This window comes from Corallococcus sicarius (assembly GCF_003611735.1).
Classification (GTDB): domain Bacteria; phylum Myxococcota; class Myxococcia; order Myxococcales; family Myxococcaceae; genus Corallococcus; species Corallococcus sicarius.
The window spans coordinates 29983-45617 of record NZ_RAWG01000041.1 but is presented as its reverse complement, the minus strand read 5'-3'; the positions used below and the strand labels follow the sequence as shown (position 1 = coordinate 45617).

Annotated in this window: 14 protein-coding genes and 1 pseudogene; 2 read left to right on the top strand and 13 right to left on the bottom strand. The window is 68.9% G+C overall.

Annotated features, from left to right (window positions below):
• From D7X12_RS09080 to D7X12_RS09060, 5 genes are all read right to left on the bottom strand, one after another.
• The coding region (locus tag D7X12_RS09080; RefSeq protein ID WP_147443587.1) for a beta-ketoacyl synthase N-terminal-like domain-containing protein at window positions 1–3561 on the bottom strand (3561 nt) is incomplete at its 3' end.
• A gap of 79 nt (window positions 3562–3640) precedes the next feature.
• Entirely contained in the window at window positions 3641–4912 is a 1272-nt protein-coding gene (gene ectB / locus D7X12_RS09075; protein ID WP_120624867.1) for a diaminobutyrate--2-oxoglutarate transaminase, read from the bottom strand.
• Between the two features lie 27 nt (window positions 4913–4939).
• A complete protein-coding gene (locus D7X12_RS09070; RefSeq protein WP_120624866.1) occupies window positions 4940–6280 on the bottom strand; it encodes a nucleotide disphospho-sugar-binding domain-containing protein in 1341 nt (446 codons plus the stop codon).
• Between the two features lie 114 nt (window positions 6281–6394).
• The gene (locus D7X12_RS09065; RefSeq protein WP_120624865.1) at window positions 6395–7825 is read right to left on the bottom strand and encodes a glycosyltransferase family protein; all 1431 of its coding nucleotides are present in this window, start codon (window positions 7823–7825) and stop codon (window positions 6395–6397) included.
• The gene (locus D7X12_RS09060; RefSeq protein ID WP_147443586.1) at window positions 7822–9174 is read right to left on the bottom strand and encodes a glycosyltransferase; all 1353 of its coding nucleotides are present in this window, start codon (window positions 9172–9174) and stop codon (window positions 7822–7824) included. The genes D7X12_RS09065 and D7X12_RS09060 overlap by 4 nt, the downstream gene beginning before the upstream one ends.
• A 44-nt stretch (window positions 9175–9218) precedes the next feature.
• Between D7X12_RS09060 and D7X12_RS09055 the strand changes: the two genes are divergently transcribed.
• A complete protein-coding gene (locus D7X12_RS09055) occupies window positions 9219–10178 on the top strand; it encodes a glycosyltransferase family 2 protein (protein WP_120624863.1) in 960 nt (319 codons plus the stop codon).
• Between the two features lie 35 nt (window positions 10179–10213).
• On the opposite strand, the gene D7X12_RS09050 is transcribed toward D7X12_RS09055, so the two are convergent.
• The 3 genes and pseudogenes from D7X12_RS09050 to D7X12_RS45470 all read right to left on the bottom strand — a co-directional run.
• Entirely contained in the window at window positions 10214–10564 is a 351-nt protein-coding gene (locus D7X12_RS09050; protein ID WP_120624862.1) for a DUF2019 domain-containing protein, read from the bottom strand.
• 55 nt (window positions 10565–10619) lie between these two features.
• Window positions 10620–10970 carry a DUF2019 domain-containing protein gene (locus tag D7X12_RS09045; protein ID WP_120624861.1) on the bottom strand — a complete coding sequence of 117 codons (351 nt, stop codon included), beginning with the start codon at window positions 10968–10970 and terminating at the stop codon, window positions 10620–10622.
• Window positions 10970–11143, bottom strand: a pseudogene (locus D7X12_RS45470) (AHH domain-containing protein); the annotation flags it as partial. The pseudogene D7X12_RS45470 and the gene D7X12_RS09045, both read right to left, overlap by 1 nt.
• Before the next feature lie 188 nt (window positions 11144–11331).
• Here D7X12_RS45470 and D7X12_RS42870 point away from each other — a divergent pair.
• The gene (locus D7X12_RS42870; protein WP_158620011.1) at window positions 11332–11481 is read left to right on the top strand and encodes a hypothetical protein; all 150 of its coding nucleotides are present in this window, start codon (window positions 11332–11334) and stop codon (window positions 11479–11481) included.
• A gap of 70 nt (window positions 11482–11551) precedes the next feature.
• Here the strand turns inward: D7X12_RS42870 and D7X12_RS09035 are convergent, their stop codons facing one another.
• The 5 genes from D7X12_RS09035 to D7X12_RS09025 form a co-directional block, all read right to left on the bottom strand.
• A complete protein-coding gene (locus D7X12_RS09035) occupies window positions 11552–11902 on the bottom strand; it encodes a DUF2019 domain-containing protein (RefSeq protein ID WP_120624859.1) in 351 nt (116 codons plus the stop codon).
• Window positions 11902–13254: a SitA5 family polymorphic toxin gene (gene sitA5, locus D7X12_RS09030; protein ID WP_120624858.1), complete on the bottom strand. Its 1353-nt coding sequence runs from the start codon at window positions 13252–13254 to the stop codon at window positions 11902–11904. The genes D7X12_RS09035 and sitA5 overlap by 1 nt, the downstream gene beginning before the upstream one ends.
• Window positions 13255–13514: 260 nt before the next feature.
• Entirely contained in the window at window positions 13515–14171 is a 657-nt protein-coding gene (locus tag D7X12_RS42320; RefSeq protein WP_147443585.1) for a hypothetical protein, read from the bottom strand.
• Between the two features lie 16 nt (window positions 14172–14187).
• A complete protein-coding gene (locus D7X12_RS42315; RefSeq protein ID WP_147443584.1) occupies window positions 14188–14460 on the bottom strand; it encodes a hypothetical protein in 273 nt (90 codons plus the stop codon).
• 94 nt (window positions 14461–14554) lie between these two features.
• On the bottom strand, window positions 14555–15262 hold the full coding sequence (locus tag D7X12_RS09025; RefSeq protein WP_120624857.1) for an integrase core domain-containing protein: 708 nt from the start codon (window positions 15260–15262) through the stop codon (window positions 14555–14557).
• Between the last annotated feature and the right edge of the window lie 373 nt (window positions 15263–15635).

Genomic DNA, 15635 nt, shown 5'->3' with positions numbered 1-15635 from the left:
CTGCTGCCCTGGCCCGTGGCCTCGGGGCCCCGGCTCGCGGCGGGCGGGGCTCGCGTCGTGGGCTTCCAGCACGACATGGGCGTTGGTGCCGCCGAAGCCGAAGGAGCTGACCCCCGCGAGCCGGGGCCCCGAGGCCACGGGCCAGGGCAGCAGGCGGTCCTGTACGCGCAGCGGCAGTTCGGCGAAGGGGATGTGCGGGTTGGGCGTCTGGAAGTGCAGGCTCGCCGGCACCATGCCGTGGCGCAGCGACAGCGCGACCTTGATGATGCCCGCGAGGCCCGCGGCGGCCTCCAGGTGGCCGATGTTGCTCTTCACCGAGCCGATGGCGCACGGCGCCTCCGGCGACCGGCCCTCGGCGAGCACGGCGCCCAGGGCCTGCGCCTCGATGGGGTCGCCCAGCGACGTGCCGGTGCCGTGCGCCTCGATGTACTGGACCTGCGACGGGGCCACGCCCGCGTCCCGGTAGGCGGCGCGGAGCACGGCTTCCTGCGCGAAGCGGTTGGGCGCGGTGAGGCCGTTGGAGCGGCCGTCCTGGTTCACCGCGCTCCCGCGGATGACGGCGTGGATGGTGTCGCCGTCCGCCAGGGCGCGTGACAGCGGCTTGAGGACGATGACGCCGGCGCCCTCGCCCCGCACGTAGCCGTTGGCGCTGGCGTCAAAGGCCTTGCAACGCCCGTCCGGCGCCATGAAGCCGGCCTTGCTGAAGTTGACGGTGAGCGCGGGCGACAGCATCACGTTGACGCCGCCGACGAGCGCCACCGTGGACTCACCGGCGCGCAGGCTGCGGCACGCCAGGTGCGTGGCCACCAGCGACGAGGAGCACGCGGTGTCCACCGCCAGGCTCGGACCGCGCAGATCCAACACGTACGAGATGCGGTTGGCGGCGATGCTCAGCGCGCCGCCCGTCCCCGCGTAGGCATCCGCGAGGCCCCGGCTGGTGAGCTGCATCGCCCCGAAGTCGCTGGTGGAGATGCCGACGAAGACGCCCGTCCGGCTTCCCGCGAGGCGCTCGGCCGGAAGGCCCGCGTCCTCCAGCGCCTCCCACGCCACCTCCAGCAGCAGCCGCTGCTGCGGATCCATGCGCGAGGCTTCGCGCGGCGACAGCCCGAAGAAGCTCCGGTCGAACCGGTCCACCTGGTCCAGGAAGCCGCCCCAGCGCGTGGTCATCTTCCCCGCGGCCGTGGGGTCCGGATCGTAGTACTCGCCCAGGTCCCAGCGGTCGGCGGGCACCTCGCGGATGGCATCCTGACCCTCCAGCAGCAGGCGCCAGAAGGCCTGGGGGTTCTGCGCCCCCGGGAAGCGGCAGCCCATGCCGATGATGGCGATGGGCTCCTCGGACGCCAGCTCGCGCGGGGCCACGGAAGCGGGAGCGGCCTCCGGGGCCACGTCCGCCAGGTGCCGCGCCAGCGCTTCGATGGACGGGAAGTCCCACACCAGCGTGGGAGGCAGCTTGCGCTCCAGCTTCGCTTCCAGATCGCCCACGAGCTGCACGCCCGCCACGGAGTCCACGCCCAGTTCGGCGAACGGCGCGGCCACGTCCAGGCGGTCCGCGGAGACGTTCATGGCCCGCGCGAGCGCGTCCACGATCCACGCCTCCAACTGCCGGACGGTGGCGGAGACGCGCGGCGCCTCGGAGACCGGAGCCACGCCCACGCTGAGGGGCGCGGAAGCGACGGGAGCCGGGGGAGCTTCGGAGGGGGTCTCCGCGCGCCACGTGTGCAGCGGCTCCAGCGTCCCGTCCAGCCAGGCCGCCTTGGTGGCGCGGCGCTGGATCTTCCCGCTGGTCGTCTTGTGGATGCTGCCCGCGGGGATGAGCGCCAGGCCGTACAGCTGCACGGAGTGACGCTCCGCCACGGCGGCGCGCACGGCCTGGGCGACCTCGTTGACGTCGAAGGCGTGGCGCGTGTCCATCTCCTGCACCACGACCAGGCGCTCCTGGCCCGCGTCCTCCACGGAGAAGGCCGCGTTGCAGCCGGGCCGCAGCGCCGGGTGGCTCTGTTCGACGCTGGCCTCCAGGTCCTGCGGGTAGTGGTTGCGCCCGTGGAGGATGACCAGGTCCTTGAGCCGGGCGGAGATGAACACCTCGCCGTCCAGGACGAAGCCCAGGTCGCCGGTGCGCAGGAAGGGCCCCGCGCCGGTGTCCGCGACGCGGGCCTGGAAGGTGCGCTCGCTCTCCTCGGGCCGCTTCCAGTAGCCCTGGGCCACGCTGGGGCTCTTCAGCCAGATCTCCCCCACCTCCCCGTCGGCGCGAGCGGTGAGCGACTCCGGATCCACGATGAGCAGCTCCTGGTCGGACAGGGTGCGTCCGGAGCTGATCAACCGCCGCGTCCCGGGCCGTCCCATGTCCGCGGACACCGCGCGCCCGCGCTCCAGGGGCTCCACCTCCACCGTCCGCTCGATGGGGGCCTCCACCTTCGCTCCGCCCGCGGCGATCAGCGTGTTCTCCGCGAGCCCGTAGCACGGGTAGAAGGCCTCGCGCCGGAAGCCCGAGGGCGCGAAGGCCTCCACGAAGCGATCCAACGTCTCCGCGCGGATGGGCTCCGCGCCGCTGAAGGCCACTTCCCAGGAGCTCAGGTCCAGGGCCTGCCGCTGCTCGGGCGTGCTCTTGCGCACGCACAGGTCGAAGGCGAAGTTGGGCGCGCCCGACACCGTCCCCTGGTACTCGGAGATGGCCTCCAGCCAGCGCATGGGGCGCTTGAGGAACGTGAAGGGGGACATCATCACGGCGGCGCGCTCGCAGCCCCACCGCAGGGGGGACAGGATGCCGCCGATGAGCCCCATGTCGTGGTAGGGCGGCAGCCAGGAGACGAACCGCGTTCCCAGGTGGCCGCCCATCTTCTGCTTGGCGGCCTCCAGGTTGTGCATCAGGTTGGCGTGGCTGAGCATCACGCCCTTGGGCGTGCCGGTGGAGCCGGACGTGTACTGGAGGAAGGCCAGTGAGTCCGCGCCCACGCCGGGCTTGATCCAGGCCGACTCGATGCCCGCCGCCACGTCATCGGTGGCCACCCAGCGCAGCTTCGAAAGCTCCGGGGCCATCTCGAACAGCCCCTCCGCCATGGAGAGGATGAAGGACGTGGTGAGCACCACCGTGGCCTGGGAGTCGCGCACGATGGCCATCAGCCGGGGCAGGGTGCGCTCCAGGCGGGAGGGATCCGGCGGGTACGCGGGCACGGCGACCACGCCGCCGTAGAGGCACCCGAAGAAGCCCGCGACGTAGTCCATCCCCGGCGGGTACAGGAGCATGGCTCGCTCACCCACGGCGGACTGCTGCTGGAGCAGCGCGCCCACGGCCCGGGCGCGCCGGTCCAACTCGCTGAAGGTCACGGGCAGGGCGCCGTCGTCTTCCAGGAAGATGTACGCGTCGTCCCCGGCGCGTGTCGCGCCGCGCTGCTGGAGCAGGTCGATAAGCGTGGGGATTTCCAGGTAGCCGTGGGACGGGGCCGGTGCCATGGGGATCTTCCGGGGGGACTGCGAAGAGGTGCGCCGGGGCGCGGTGCGCGCCTCCGGTGGATCATCCAGGAGCCCGCCGGGTGGACTGGCGGGCTCGCGCGAAGCGGACATGGCGAAAGCGTGCGGGCCTCCCGCATGCGGGAGCCACGCAAGCCTTTGCGCGCGAAGAAGCGCCCGGGAGGGCGCTGCCTCAGGCTTCCCGGAGGGCGCCCGCCAGGATGGCGGTGCCTTCGCGGAGTTCGTCCACGGAGGTGGTGAGGGGCGGCAGCAGCTTGATGACCGTGTCCTCGCGGCCACACAGCTCCAGGATGAGCCCGCGCTGGAAGCAGTGCTGCTGGACGCGCTTGCCCCGCTCGTAGCCGCCGTGGTCGGTCAGGTCGATGCCGTACGCCATGCCCAGCCCGCGCACCTCCAGCCCGGGGGCCGCCTCGCGGGAGAGCTCGCCCAGCAGCTGGGATTTCGCGGCGAGCGCATGCGTGAAGTCCTCCTGCGCCCAGTAGTCGAGCGCCGCGGTGGCGGCGACGAACGCCACCTGGTTTCCGCGGAACGTGCCCGTGTGCTCACCCGGCCGCCACTGATCCAGCTCGGGCTTCATCAGCAGCAGCGACATGGGGAAGCCATAGCCGCCAATGGACTTGGAGAGCGTCACCAGGTCCGGGACGATGCCCGCGCGCTCAAAGGAGAAGAACTGACCCGAGCGGCCACAGCCCGCCTGGATGTCGTCGCAGATGAGCAGGATGCCGTACTTCTCCGTCAGCTTGCGCAGCCCGCGCAGCCACTCGGCGCTGGCCACGTAGATGCCGCCGTCCATCTGCACGCTCTCGACGATGACGGCGGCGGGCACGTCCACGCCCGAGCAGCTGTCGTCCAGCATCCGCTCCATGAAGGCCAGCGAGTCGAAGGCGCCCTTGGGCCCTTCCGGGTAGGGGATGAACGTGGTGTGGCCCAGCGGAATGCCCGCGGCCGCGCGCACGCCCCGGCTGGACGTCACCGCGCTGCTGCCCAGCGTCATCCCGTGGTACGCGCCGGTGAAGGCGAAGAGGCCGGTGCGCTTCGTCACCTTGCGCGCCAGCTTGAGCGCCGCTTCGACCGCGTTGGTGCCCGTGGGGCCGCAGAACTGGACCTTGTGCTCCAGCCCGCGCGGAATGAGGACGGTCTTCTCGAACTGCGTCAGGAAGTCGCGCTTGGCCGCCGTGTACGCATCCAGCGCGTGCACGATGCCGTCGCCCTCCAGGTACTGGATGATCTTGCGCTTGATGGGCTCCGGGTTGTGGCCGTAGTTGAGCGCGCCCGCGCCAGCGAAGAAGTCCAGGTAGCGCTTGCCCTGCGTGTCGAAGAGGGTGGAGCCCTTGGCGCGGGTGAAGACCGCCGGGAAGGCATGGCAGTACAGGCGGACGTTGGACTCACGCTGCTCGAACACCGTCGTGGCGTGGTCATCGGAGGCGAAGGGCTGGGGGCTCATGGGATGGGCTTTGGCGATGGGAAGGGGCTAGGCGGACAGCGCGGCCACGGTGTGGCGGCGCAGGAAGCTCTCGATGACATCCGCGGCGGGCAGCTCCTGCTCGGCCGCGTCGAAGCGGGAGCGCAACCGCCGGAGGTTCTCGCGGTAACGGGGGGCCGTGACGACCTCGTCCAGGAGGGCCAGCAGGGCCTCCGGGGTGACGTCTTCGGGCGCTGCGCGCACGCCCAGGCCATGGTGCACCACCCGGGCGGAGATGCCGGGTTGGTCGTATTGGATGGGGAGGACCACCATCGGCACCTCCAGGCTGATGCACTCCTTCACGCTGTTGAAGCCGCCGTGGGTGATCATCGCGGTGGCCCGGCGCAGCAGCCCCACGACGGGCGCGTGCCGCACGGCGATGACGTTGGGGGCGGTCCCGTCGAAGGCCGCCGGGTCCAGCTTGCGGCCCACGCCCAGCACGAACTGCCAGTCCGGCCTGCGGGCCGCCGCGTCGCGCACGGCACGAAAGAGGCGCGCGTCCAGGTCCGTCGCGTAGGGGATCGTCCCCAGGTACGCGAGCACGAGCGGCCGGCCGTCGCGCAGCCGCTCCCAGGGGAAGTCCGGCTCCTTGCGCTCCAGGTCCACGGAGGGGCCCGCATAGAGGTACTCACCCCGGGGGGCGACGGGGGCGGGCGTCAGCTCCGCGAACTCCCGGGGGCAGAGCACCAGCTCCGGTCCCCACGGCTTGATGGTGATGCCGTCGAAGTCCAGCCGCTCGCGCGGGAAGCCGTAGTGCCGCGCCAGCCGCAGCAGGTGGCGGATTGAGCGGGAGCCGAACCACAGCCCCAGCCGGTGGCGGTACGTCGCGCGCAGCCAGGCCAGCCGCAGGCGCACCCGGGAGCTGAGCCGCCCGTCGGGCACCAGGGGCGACGTCAGCGGGGGTTGTCCCACCTCCTGCCGCAGCGGCAGCGTCGTATTCAGGAGCAGGCACGGCACCCGCGCCCCGTGCGCGGCCAGCGGCGGCTCCGGCAGCAGCACGTCACACAGGAGCAGATCCGGCCGCAGCTGGGCGAACGGCTTGTCGAAGGCCCCCGCCAGCACGGCCGCGAAGAAGCGGTCCTCGTGGCGCTGCACCTCCCGGGCGAAGCGCAGCAGCTTCAGCCCGCGAAGCTCGCTGGCGCGGGCCAGCATCTCCGCCTGGAAGCCCTTGGGGCAGAGTTCCTCCAGCACCGGAAGGAACTCGAAGCCCTCGGGCCCGACCAGCGACTCCAGGTCCGGAAGCCCGCAGTAGACGACCCGGTGCCCCCTGGACCGGAGCGCCCTGGCAATCCGCAACGTCGGATTGACGTGCCCGTGGTCATCGACCGGTGAGAAAACGAAGGTTGCCATTCCTTCGGCAAATCTACTGCCAGTGAACACTTTCGAGTCAAGTAAAATTAGCCAAGCCTGTGAAACAAGTGAGTTGCGCTTCTCCTGTCTTGAGAGAAAGTGTGACGGAAAATGTCACAAGCCCGGAGGTCGCAGGGTCAGCACGCCCCGGGAGAAGAGCCCCTGCAACATGTCTGACTTCAAGGGGTTTGTATCAGCCGGGAGGTCACCCACGCGGCGTCCCTGCACGTCGCGCAGGAGCTGGAACTCGCCGGGCTCCAGGGTGACGTGCTCGAAGTCGGAGACGACGCGCCCCTCTTCGTCCAGGCAGCGCACGAGCGGGCCGAGCGCGATCTCCAGTGTCTCGAAGGGGACGGGCTCTGGCGTCGGGCCCTCCAGTTGCTGGAGGCACGTCTCCACGGAGCGGGCGAAGGCGGCGCGGGTGAAGGTGCGCAGGAGGTGCTCGCGGCCCCGGAGGCAGGCGGCCGACTGGAGCTCGGGCGCGTCCAGGTCCGCGAAGATGCGGGAAGCCACCTCCGCGTAGGCGCCCACGTCGCCCCAGGACATTCCCACGCTCTCGTGGACGTGGATGCCGTGGCCCGGGGGAAGCGCGAACCGGTTGTTGCCAATGCCATTGGTGTAGACGGGGCAGCCGTTGAACACGGACTCGAGCACGTAGAAGCCGAAGGGCTCCGGAAAGCCGTTGTAGGCCAGGCCGAAGCGCGCCGAGCGGAAGAGCTGGAAGAGGGCGGGCTGGCTGAGCTTCTCCACCGGGATGAGCACGTCCTCCAGCGTGAGGCCGAGCGCCTCCAGGCCCATCCGGGCGGCCTCGGCGCTGGCATCCCCCCGGGCGAAGGCGTGCTGCACGAGCGCGAAGTCCTCCGCCTCGATGACCAGCCGGATGCGCCGCTGCTGGCCATGCTCCAGCGCCAGGGCATTGAGGTTGAGCAGGATGGCGGTGACGGCGCTCCAGTCCGGCTTGCCGGGCTGGACGGCGTGGCCGATGACGTCCCCGGACTCCAGCGCTTCGCGCAGGTGGGCCGGCAGCGGCGCGCCCTTCAGCTCCGGGTGGCCGAGGGCCTGGTCGACGCAGGGCAGGGGCGGCGTGAGGAGGGACACGGACTGGAAGGCCCGGGGGTGCAGGCACTGACGCCGGCTCCAGTCGGGCAGCGCCAGCAGGGAGGTCAGCGCGTGTTCCATGTAGGGGGAGAGCACCCAGTACCGGTCGATGACAGGCGACTCGAGCCACGTGGAGGGCGCGCCCATCAGCCCGTGGAACAGCACCACCGTCCTGCGGGCCTGCTCGCGCGTGGGCAGCCGCAGGGCCAGCGCGCGGTCGCAGTAGACGGCGAGGTCCGCCTTGGGCGCCGCCCGCATGCGCCGGAGGCGGTCCGCGGTGGCCAGGGGCGTGACGACGTTGCCCGGGACGGGGTGCTGCCGGTAGTGGGCCTCGTGGGTGTAGCCCAGCCGTGACAGCTCCTCGGCGAGCAGCGCATTGATGTAGCCCGAGGCGTTCGCGTAGGGCTCCGCCTCCATGATCAGCGTCGCGCTTCGGGGCATGGTCATGGGGCGGCTCGCTTTGCTTGAGGGGCGGTGCGTGTTTCGTGGAGCTGCAGGAGCTGCTCGATGGTCCGGGCCCCGAGTCCGGAGTCGTCGGCGTCCAGGAAGTCCCGCTGGAGGGCCCGCACGCGGGTGCGGTAGGCGGGGTTTCCCAGCACCTCGTCCAGTTGGGCACCCAGCCGCTCCGCCGAGGCCTGGCGGATGTCTCCCCGAAGGCCCAGGCCGTGATGGACCACCCGGGCGGCATTGCCCGGCTGATCGAACACGAGGGGTTGGACGATCATGGGGACGCCCAGGCAGATGCATTCCTTGACGCTGTTGAGCCCCCCATGGGTGATCATCACCGAGGCGCGCTTCAGGGCGGACAGCTGCGGCACGCGGTCCATCACCGTGACGTTGGAGGGAAGGGGACCGAAGCCGTCCGCGCCCACCTGGCCGCCCACCGCCATGAGCAGCCGCCATTCGGGCCTGCGTGAGACGGCGTCGATGACGGCCTGGAAGAAGTGGCGGTGCGCGCGGACGCGGTCGCCGTGGCTTCCCAGGGAGCACAGGATGAGGGGGGCGTCCCCGGAAGCCAGCTCCGGGGGGAGGGGCGGCTCGGCGCGCTCGCGGTCGACGCACGGCCCCAGATAGTGGAGTCCGCCCGAGGCGCGCGGGAAGTCGAACCCGGGTGTGCACGTCACGAGGGTGGGCACGTTCAGGTGCGGACCGATTTGCAGGTGGGCATGGAAGTCGCCCGGGATGGCGTCGGGGTGGCGGCGGTAGAACGCCCGCACCGGCGCGCGCATCTTCTCCCCGCCGGGCATGAACGTGTGCAGGTAGAGCCATTCCCAGGAGGCGCGGATGCGCAGCCGGGACAGCAGCCGGCCCGTGGGGATGTGGTGCGACGTCAGGGGAGGCACTGCCGCATCGCGGTTCAGCGCGAGGTTGGTGCACAGCTGGAACGCGGGGATGCCCAGCTTGTGCGCCGCGAGCGCCGGAAGGGTGAACGTCGCATCCACGAGCAGCAGGTCGGCCCCGCTGTCACGTAGCCGTGACTCGAACGCGGCGCCGAAGAGGATCTCCTGGTTGCGCTCACCGCGCCGGCGGAGGAAGTCGCGGGTCAGCTCCCGGTGGGCGGCGGGGGTGAGCTGCGGATCCGCCAGCCGCGAGTGCAGCTCCGCCTGATACCCCCGGGGCAGCACGTCCTCGAGGATGGGTGTGAAGGGCCACGGCGAGTGGCGCAGGAAGGCCTCGCCGTCAGGTGGCGCCATGTAACCCATTTCATGCCCGCGCGACGCAAGCTGCTTCGCCAGGCCGAAGGTCGCGTGGATGTGTCCCGCCTCCGGAAGCGGAAGAAAGACGATTTTCGCCATGGCTCAGGACGGTATCAGACAGGCAGAATAGGAAGCCCTGCAAGATGAGCAATCTGGATCCAATGAGGCCTCGTGTCTCCGTGGTCATCCCTGCCTTCAATGTGGAGGGCTACCTCGGTGCCGCCATCGACTCGGTGTTGGCGCAGACGTTGGCGGACGTGGAGGTCGTCGTCGTGGACGACGGCTCGACGGACGCAACGGTGGCGGTCGCCAGGGGTTATGGCGACGCCCGGGTGCGGGTCTTCGAGAACGTGAGGAACCAGGGCCCTGCCCGGAGCAGGAACGTGGCCATCGACCAGGCGCGGGGGGAGTGGATCGCCATCCTCGACGCGGATGATTGGTGGAAGGAGGACCGGCTGGAGCGGCTGTTGGCGCTCGCGGAGGCCCACGGTGCGGACATCGTCTGTGACGACCTGCTGCTCGTCCCGGAGGGAGCGCCCGGGCCCGAGTCCACGCTCTTCACGGTGCACGCCCAGCGGCTGGGCCGCATTGACAAGCCCTTCGAGGTGGACGCCCTGAAGATGGCCGAGGACGACTTCGGCATCCTGAAGCCGCTCTTCCGCCGGGAGTTCCTCGATGAGCGAGGCCTCCGCTACAACCCCGCGTTCCGGGCGGGAGAGGACTTCGAGCTGTTGCTCCGCTGCCTGCTGGCTTCCGCCAGGATGGTGGTGTCACACGAGGCGATGTATTTCTATCGGGCCCGGAGGGGCTCCCTCGTCGCCAGTCCGGTGCAATGTCTTTCACAGATACTGGAGATGACGGACGCGCTGATTCGCGACGTGGATGCAAAGACTCACGGCGAAATTGTCCAGGCGCTCGAAGGCTACCGGCGGCGCAAGCGGGACGAACTGGGGGACGCCCGCTTCCGCGAACCCCTGCATGCCGGGCGCTGGGGTGAGTGCGTGTCGCTCGCGGTGAAGAACCCCGCGATGCTGCTTCGCTACGCCGCGGTGCTGGGCGAACGGTTCCTGCCCCTGGGGCTCCTGCTCGTCCTTGTGACTTGAGTCAATGTCTGTCTTTGCTTGAGACACGACGGGGGCTACTCTGGATCGAGCGCCCAGGTTCCTTCTTCCCAGCGTTTCAATGCCTGCTGCGCTCCGAACGGGACAAGCCCCTGCCCCTTGGCAGCTTCCTCCAGGACCGCTTTGGCTTCGGCCGTCCGATAGCGGAGCAGATGCGCGGCAGCCATCACGCGCACGTCCATGCGCTCATGCTTGAGCAGCACGGCGAGAGCGTCACGTCCGGCATTGCCGTGGGCCAGGAGCTTATCGACGGCGGCGCCGTACTTCCTGGCGTGCTTGTTGCCGGTCTTGGCGTCTCCCCGGAAGATGGCCTCGTTCTGTGCGGCCACGTTCTGGGCGAACTGCTCGACCAGTTTCTCCAACGTCATCACCAGAACCCCTTCGCCACGTTCTCCATGGCCAGCAGCCCGAACTCGCGTTGAGCTACTCCGGATCGAGTGCCCAGGTTCCGTTCTCCCAGTGTCTCAGGGTCATGATTGCGTCGAGAGCGCCGACGCCTCCTTCCTTTGCCGCAGCCTCCAACACGGCCTTGGCCTCCGCCGTCCGGTAGCGGAGCAAGAACCCAGCTGCCATGGCGCGAATGTCCGTGCGGGGATGCGTCAGCAGTACGGCGAGGGCTTCCCGACCAGCATCCCCCTGTGCCCGGAGTTGCTGAAGCGCCGCGATGTACTGCTTGGCGTGGCGATTCCCTGTCTTGGCATCGCCTCGCCGGATGGCATCGGTCTGGGCCGCGACGTTCCGCGCGAATTGATCGACCAGTTCTTCCAGCGTCATCACCAGAACCCCTTCCTCACGTTCTCAATGGCCAGCAGCCCAAACTCGCGCTGAGCCTCGTAGGACTGCGTGCTCAACCACTGCCTCACGGTCTGTGTATACGACTGCGTGATGGAGTGGCGAATCGATGAGTAGAGGGCACTGACATCCGTGTGCAGGCTCTTGTCCAGCGGGAAGAAGGCGGCGAAGTAGCCCCCACCAGCGTCGTCATCCCGGTGATCGGCATGCTCCGGAACGGGTGATCGGCTTCGGCCGGAATCGCTGATCGGCATGGCCGGAATACGCACCCCTCTTTCCCGCGGAGCTGGAACGGGTCATCAAGCCAGGGGGCGTCCTGAAAATCATCTACACGGAGGCATCCTTGAATCAGGTGGACACCCTGGCCCGGGACCTGTGTGTCACGCCCACCGTGCAGAAGATGGGCGCCATCGACGTGGCGTGGTTCGTCGTCCCCAGCGACTTCGACCACCGCAAGCCGCGCAACTGCAAGTCCGTCAGGGGGGAGCTTTGACGGTGGGGGCCCGACCTGGTGGGCGTAGAGGCCCCTGGGCGGGGGCTCACGGCACCCTGTGCTATGGTGGCTACTCCGGATCGAGTGCCCAGGTGCCGTCCTTCCAACGTCGCAGTGTCATGATTGCTCCGATGGCGGCAACCCCCCCCTCGTTCGCTGCCGCTTCCAGTACCGCCATGGCTTCTGCCGTCCGGTAGCGGAGCAAGAACGCAGCCGCCATGGCTCGAACATCCGTACGCGGATGCTTCAGCAGCACGGCGAGGGCGTCTCGCCCAGTATCCCCTTGCGCGCGTAGCGCCTGAAGCGCGGAGGTGTACTGCTTGGCGTGCTTGTTCCCCGTCCTGGAATCTCCTCGATGAATGGCATCTGTCTGGGCCGCGACATTCCAAGCGAACTGCTCGACCAGTTCTTCCAACGTCATCACCAGACCCTCTTCTTCACGTTCTCAATGGCCAGCAGCCCGAACTCGCGTTGGACCTCGTAGGATTGTGTGCTCAACCACTGCCGCACGGTCTGCGTGAACGAATGAGTAATGTCGTAGCGGACCGACGAGTAGAGGGAACTGACTTTGGTGTGCTGGTCCTTGTCCAGCGGGATGATGTTCTCGGTGTTGTGGAGGGCCTGGGGGCCGAAGCGCTTCGCGTTGCCCGGGGTCTGCTCGACGATGTGGTGCCACTCCCGCCCTGGGCCCGCAGGGCCCAGGGCTTTCTTGAAGCCACTGAACGAACCCCAGGCCCTGGAGACCGTGGGACGCGCCTTGGCGGAGGCACCGCCGGCCGTGCCTCGGGCCGCCATGGCCACCGCGCCGGGCGCGAGGGCGATGGTGACGGCCTCGGCGCTCACCGCCACCGTTCCCACGTCCGCGACCGCCGCGAGCCTGATGCCCATCTGCGCTTCGGCCTGCACCGCCGCCTGCGCGGCGCTGGGGAGCTTTGGCACCTGCGACCCCAGCCCCGCCGCCGTGTTCCCAATGGCCGCCGTGGCCAACATGGCGAACGCGCGCGCCGCGTTGCGGCCCATGACCTTGCCGTAGTGCTCCCCTGCCTCGCGGAGTTCGTCAAACGTAGTGGCCCGGTCCGCCGCCTCCACCAGCCGCTTGAACCCCACGATGAGGCTCCAGAACGTATCGACCCCCACGTAGGCAATGAGGGAGGCGGTCATCACGGCGGCCACGCCCTTCGAGAAGGGTTCGGGCACCGCGAGCAAGATGCAGTACGTGGTCCACGTCCAAAGAACCGCCGTCACCATGGCCTGGGGATCGGCCATGTCCTTGAACGCGCCCATCATCTCCTCGAGTACGACACCTTGGGCCAGGGCCATGGACAGGGCGTAGCGCCCATCGCCAGTGACCGTGGGGCCCTCCATCAGGAGGCTCAGGCAATCGCCGGGTCTGGCGGTGCGCCCGCACCAGCGCAGGTATGCGCGCGTCAACTCCACGTCAGCGGACGGTGGCCCTCCCTCCAGGTGTTCACCCGGTCCCAACGGGATGACACGGTGGCTGCGCGGCTCGTACAGGTAGGAGCCGCTGCGAGGCTCCACCTCGAACAGGTGTCGTGCGGCTTCCTGCGGGCGCATGGAAGGCCGCACGGCCTGGGCCAGGGCCTCCACGGCCTCCTCGAAGTCGTCCGTGTCCAGCTCCACCGGTACGGCACCGGAGCGTGGAGTGAAGACGATGGGCGCGCCATGGCCCGTGTCCAGGCGCACCGCTCTCGTGGCGCTACTGCATCCGGTCAGTACTACGAGCAATAGGGGAAGCGACCAACGTGGAAGCACGGAACCCTCCTGGCGCTGCCCCGGCGGCCTTCAACCCCAGGGATCCTCCCCACGCTACCTACGAACACTCTCCACGCGCGAGCAGGCTGTCGCGGTGAGCGTCAAGGTAGCTGCCCCCAGTGTCAGCGTAGTCAACCTGTCCACCGAACCGGAGCAGGCCCAAACCCCTCCGGTGAAGCCCACCGACAAAGCCCGTCTCAGCGGGGTGCGCGAGTGCGCGGGCCGGTGTCCGCGTGAGGCGGTGCCTCGAATGCGGTTCGTCAAGGCAGGTGGGCGAGATTGTCGGAGAAGAGCGTATCCAAAAGCGTCGGAGGACCTTCACCATTGAAGAAGCCCACTCGAAGCCCTGGAAGCGCTACTCCCGCGAAAGCCAAGGGGAAGGGGCGATAGCCGAGCACTTCCTCTATCAGGTGTTCCAGTGCATTCACTTCCTGCCTGACAGTCGAGGGAGGATCAAAAGTGAGCTGGGGAGAGGAGAAGTGCTGGAGGTGAAAGGACTCATCGCCTGCGTCCCCTCTCTTGGGGTGAGGGGACGCCGCCATGGGGTATCCAGTGTGGGTGGGATGCCAGACCTGGGTCGTGACATAGACAATGTAGAAAGGCACAAGGACACTGACTGCGGCGGCGATGCGTGTCGCGAGTCGCTCGCCTCCAGGCAACGGCTCTGTGCGGTAGAGAAAACAGCGCATGCACGCCGAGACGTAGGGTTGGGTCCCGTTACCGATGCCTTCACCTGGAAAGGCGCGTTTGAGTCCCTTCATGAGGTTCTTCCAATCGGTCCCATTCAAGGCCTTGTCCCATGCCGCCAAGAACCTTGCATGCTCGGGTGTACGCTGGTGGGCTGGCACTGGCTCAGCCAGATCATCCTCCTCCACTGGGAACCCGGTTGGGTAGTACCGCCGCGCGAGCTCAATCAATGACTCTTGCGATCCTTCAGTCATTCGCCGCTCCCTTCAGTGGAATGTCGAAATAGATGGGCTCCAAGCCTGGGGTCTGGCACTCCGACACACGGGCTCCGGCAATGCGTTCTCTGAACAGGTGCTCATATTTGTTCTTGAGCCGGCGGCACAGGATGGCGAGCATCTCTCCTTGCTGAGCCTTGGATAGAACCTCATGCGACGCCGCGTTGGACAGATAAGCAGAAACCTGCTGGGCAACCTCCAGAGGAACTTCTCCCTGCTGGGTGTTGCGGATCGGAACGCCCACCTCGAATTTGCATACATCGGTAGCTCCTGAATCGCCTTCCGTGATGCGCGCATGTGTACCGCACCGGATTGTTGAGACACCAGGTGGGTTGTCATCAGGCCGCCTGCTTCGACTGCATCCGCGCTCGCCGGGCCTGACTCGGCGAGAGGAAGTGGTGGCGCTCCAGCAGCCAGTGCTCGTTGTACCGGTGAGCCCACTCCCGCAGGGCCCGCCGCAGTTCCTCCACGGTGGAGAAGGTGCGCACCCAGAGCAGCTGCTCCTTGAGGGTTCGGATGAATCGCTCGGCGCAGCCGTTGCCCTCGGGACTGCGGACGAAAGAGGGGCTGGATGCGGCCCCCAGGAAGCGCAGCTCGTTCTGGAAGGCATCGGAAGTGTACTGGCTGCCGTTGTCGTGGCGGATGGACAGCCCTGCGGCCACGCCCTGGCCGTACGCACCGAAGCGGGCCTTGACGCCCTGGCGGATGGGCTCAAGGGCTTCGAAGCGGGTGCCCACCTGGGCCGCGTGGATGCCGACGCACTCGGCGGTGCCGTGGTCGATGGCGATGAAGACGGTGGCCTGGCCCTCCCGCGTCGTCACGGTGCAGGTGGCGTCGGTGCCCCACCTGACGTCGGGCTGGTCGGTAGTCATCGTGCCGTCGTGGTTGCGAGGGCCCAGCACCCGGCGGGCACGGCCCGGGGCCAGCAGTCCCGCCTCGCGCATCCGCCGCAGGCAGCGGGCCTTCGAGGTGCGTACGGACTGCGCGCGCAGCCGAGCCCACACCTTGCGGTGCCCTTCGCCCAGGAAGGGCGAAGCCGCCAGCACGCCACGGATGGCCTCCCGCAGCGCCTCGTCCGTCAGCGCCGTCTTGGGGCCGCGCCGAGCCGTCGGAGCCTCCGTGGACTAACGGCGGGCGCGGTGTCGGTACACCGTGGCGCGAGGCACGCCCCAGGTGGCCGTCACGAGCGCCAGGCCGTACCGCTTGCCGCTGGAAGGCGAGAGCCGGGTGCTCATCCTCTCGACTTCCTCCAGGGAAAACCCGGGGCGTTTCCCTCCAGCAGCCGCGCCTTCTCGGCGAGCAGCTCGTTCTTCATCATCAGCTCGCCCACCATGGCCTTGAGCCGCAGCACCTCGTTGTCCGCGGGCTCCGGCTCGCGGCTCTTGAGGTTCGCCTCGGCTCCGTGTCAGGGGCCGGGGT

What these genes read in the sequence shown, in the direction of transcription:
- ectB (WP_120624867.1), bottom strand. Translation starts at nt 4,912, where the DNA reads ATGAGCCCCCAGCCCTTCGCCTCCGATGACCACGCCACGACGGTGTTC.
- D7X12_RS09070 (WP_120624866.1), bottom strand. Translation starts at nt 6,280, where the DNA reads ATGGCAACCTTCGTTTTCTCACCGGTCGATGACCACGGGCACGTCAAT.
- D7X12_RS09065 (WP_120624865.1), bottom strand. Translation starts at nt 7,825, where the DNA reads ATGACCATGCCCCGAAGCGCGACGCTGATCATGGAGGCGGAGCCCTAC.
- D7X12_RS09060 (WP_147443586.1), bottom strand. Translation starts at nt 9,174, where the DNA reads ATGGCGAAAATCGTCTTTCTTCCGCTTCCGGAGGCGGGACACATCCAC.
- D7X12_RS09055 (WP_120624863.1), top strand. Translation starts at nt 9,219, where the DNA reads ATGAGCAATCTGGATCCAATGAGGCCTCGTGTCTCCGTGGTCATCCCT.
- D7X12_RS09050 (WP_120624862.1), bottom strand. Translation starts at nt 10,564, where the DNA reads ATGACGTTGGAGAAACTGGTCGAGCAGTTCGCCCAGAACGTGGCCGCA.
- D7X12_RS09045 (WP_120624861.1), bottom strand. Translation starts at nt 10,970, where the DNA reads ATGACGCTGGAAGAACTGGTCGATCAATTCGCGCGGAACGTCGCGGCC.
- D7X12_RS09035 (WP_120624859.1), bottom strand. Translation starts at nt 11,902, where the DNA reads ATGACGTTGGAAGAACTGGTCGAGCAGTTCGCTTGGAATGTCGCGGCC.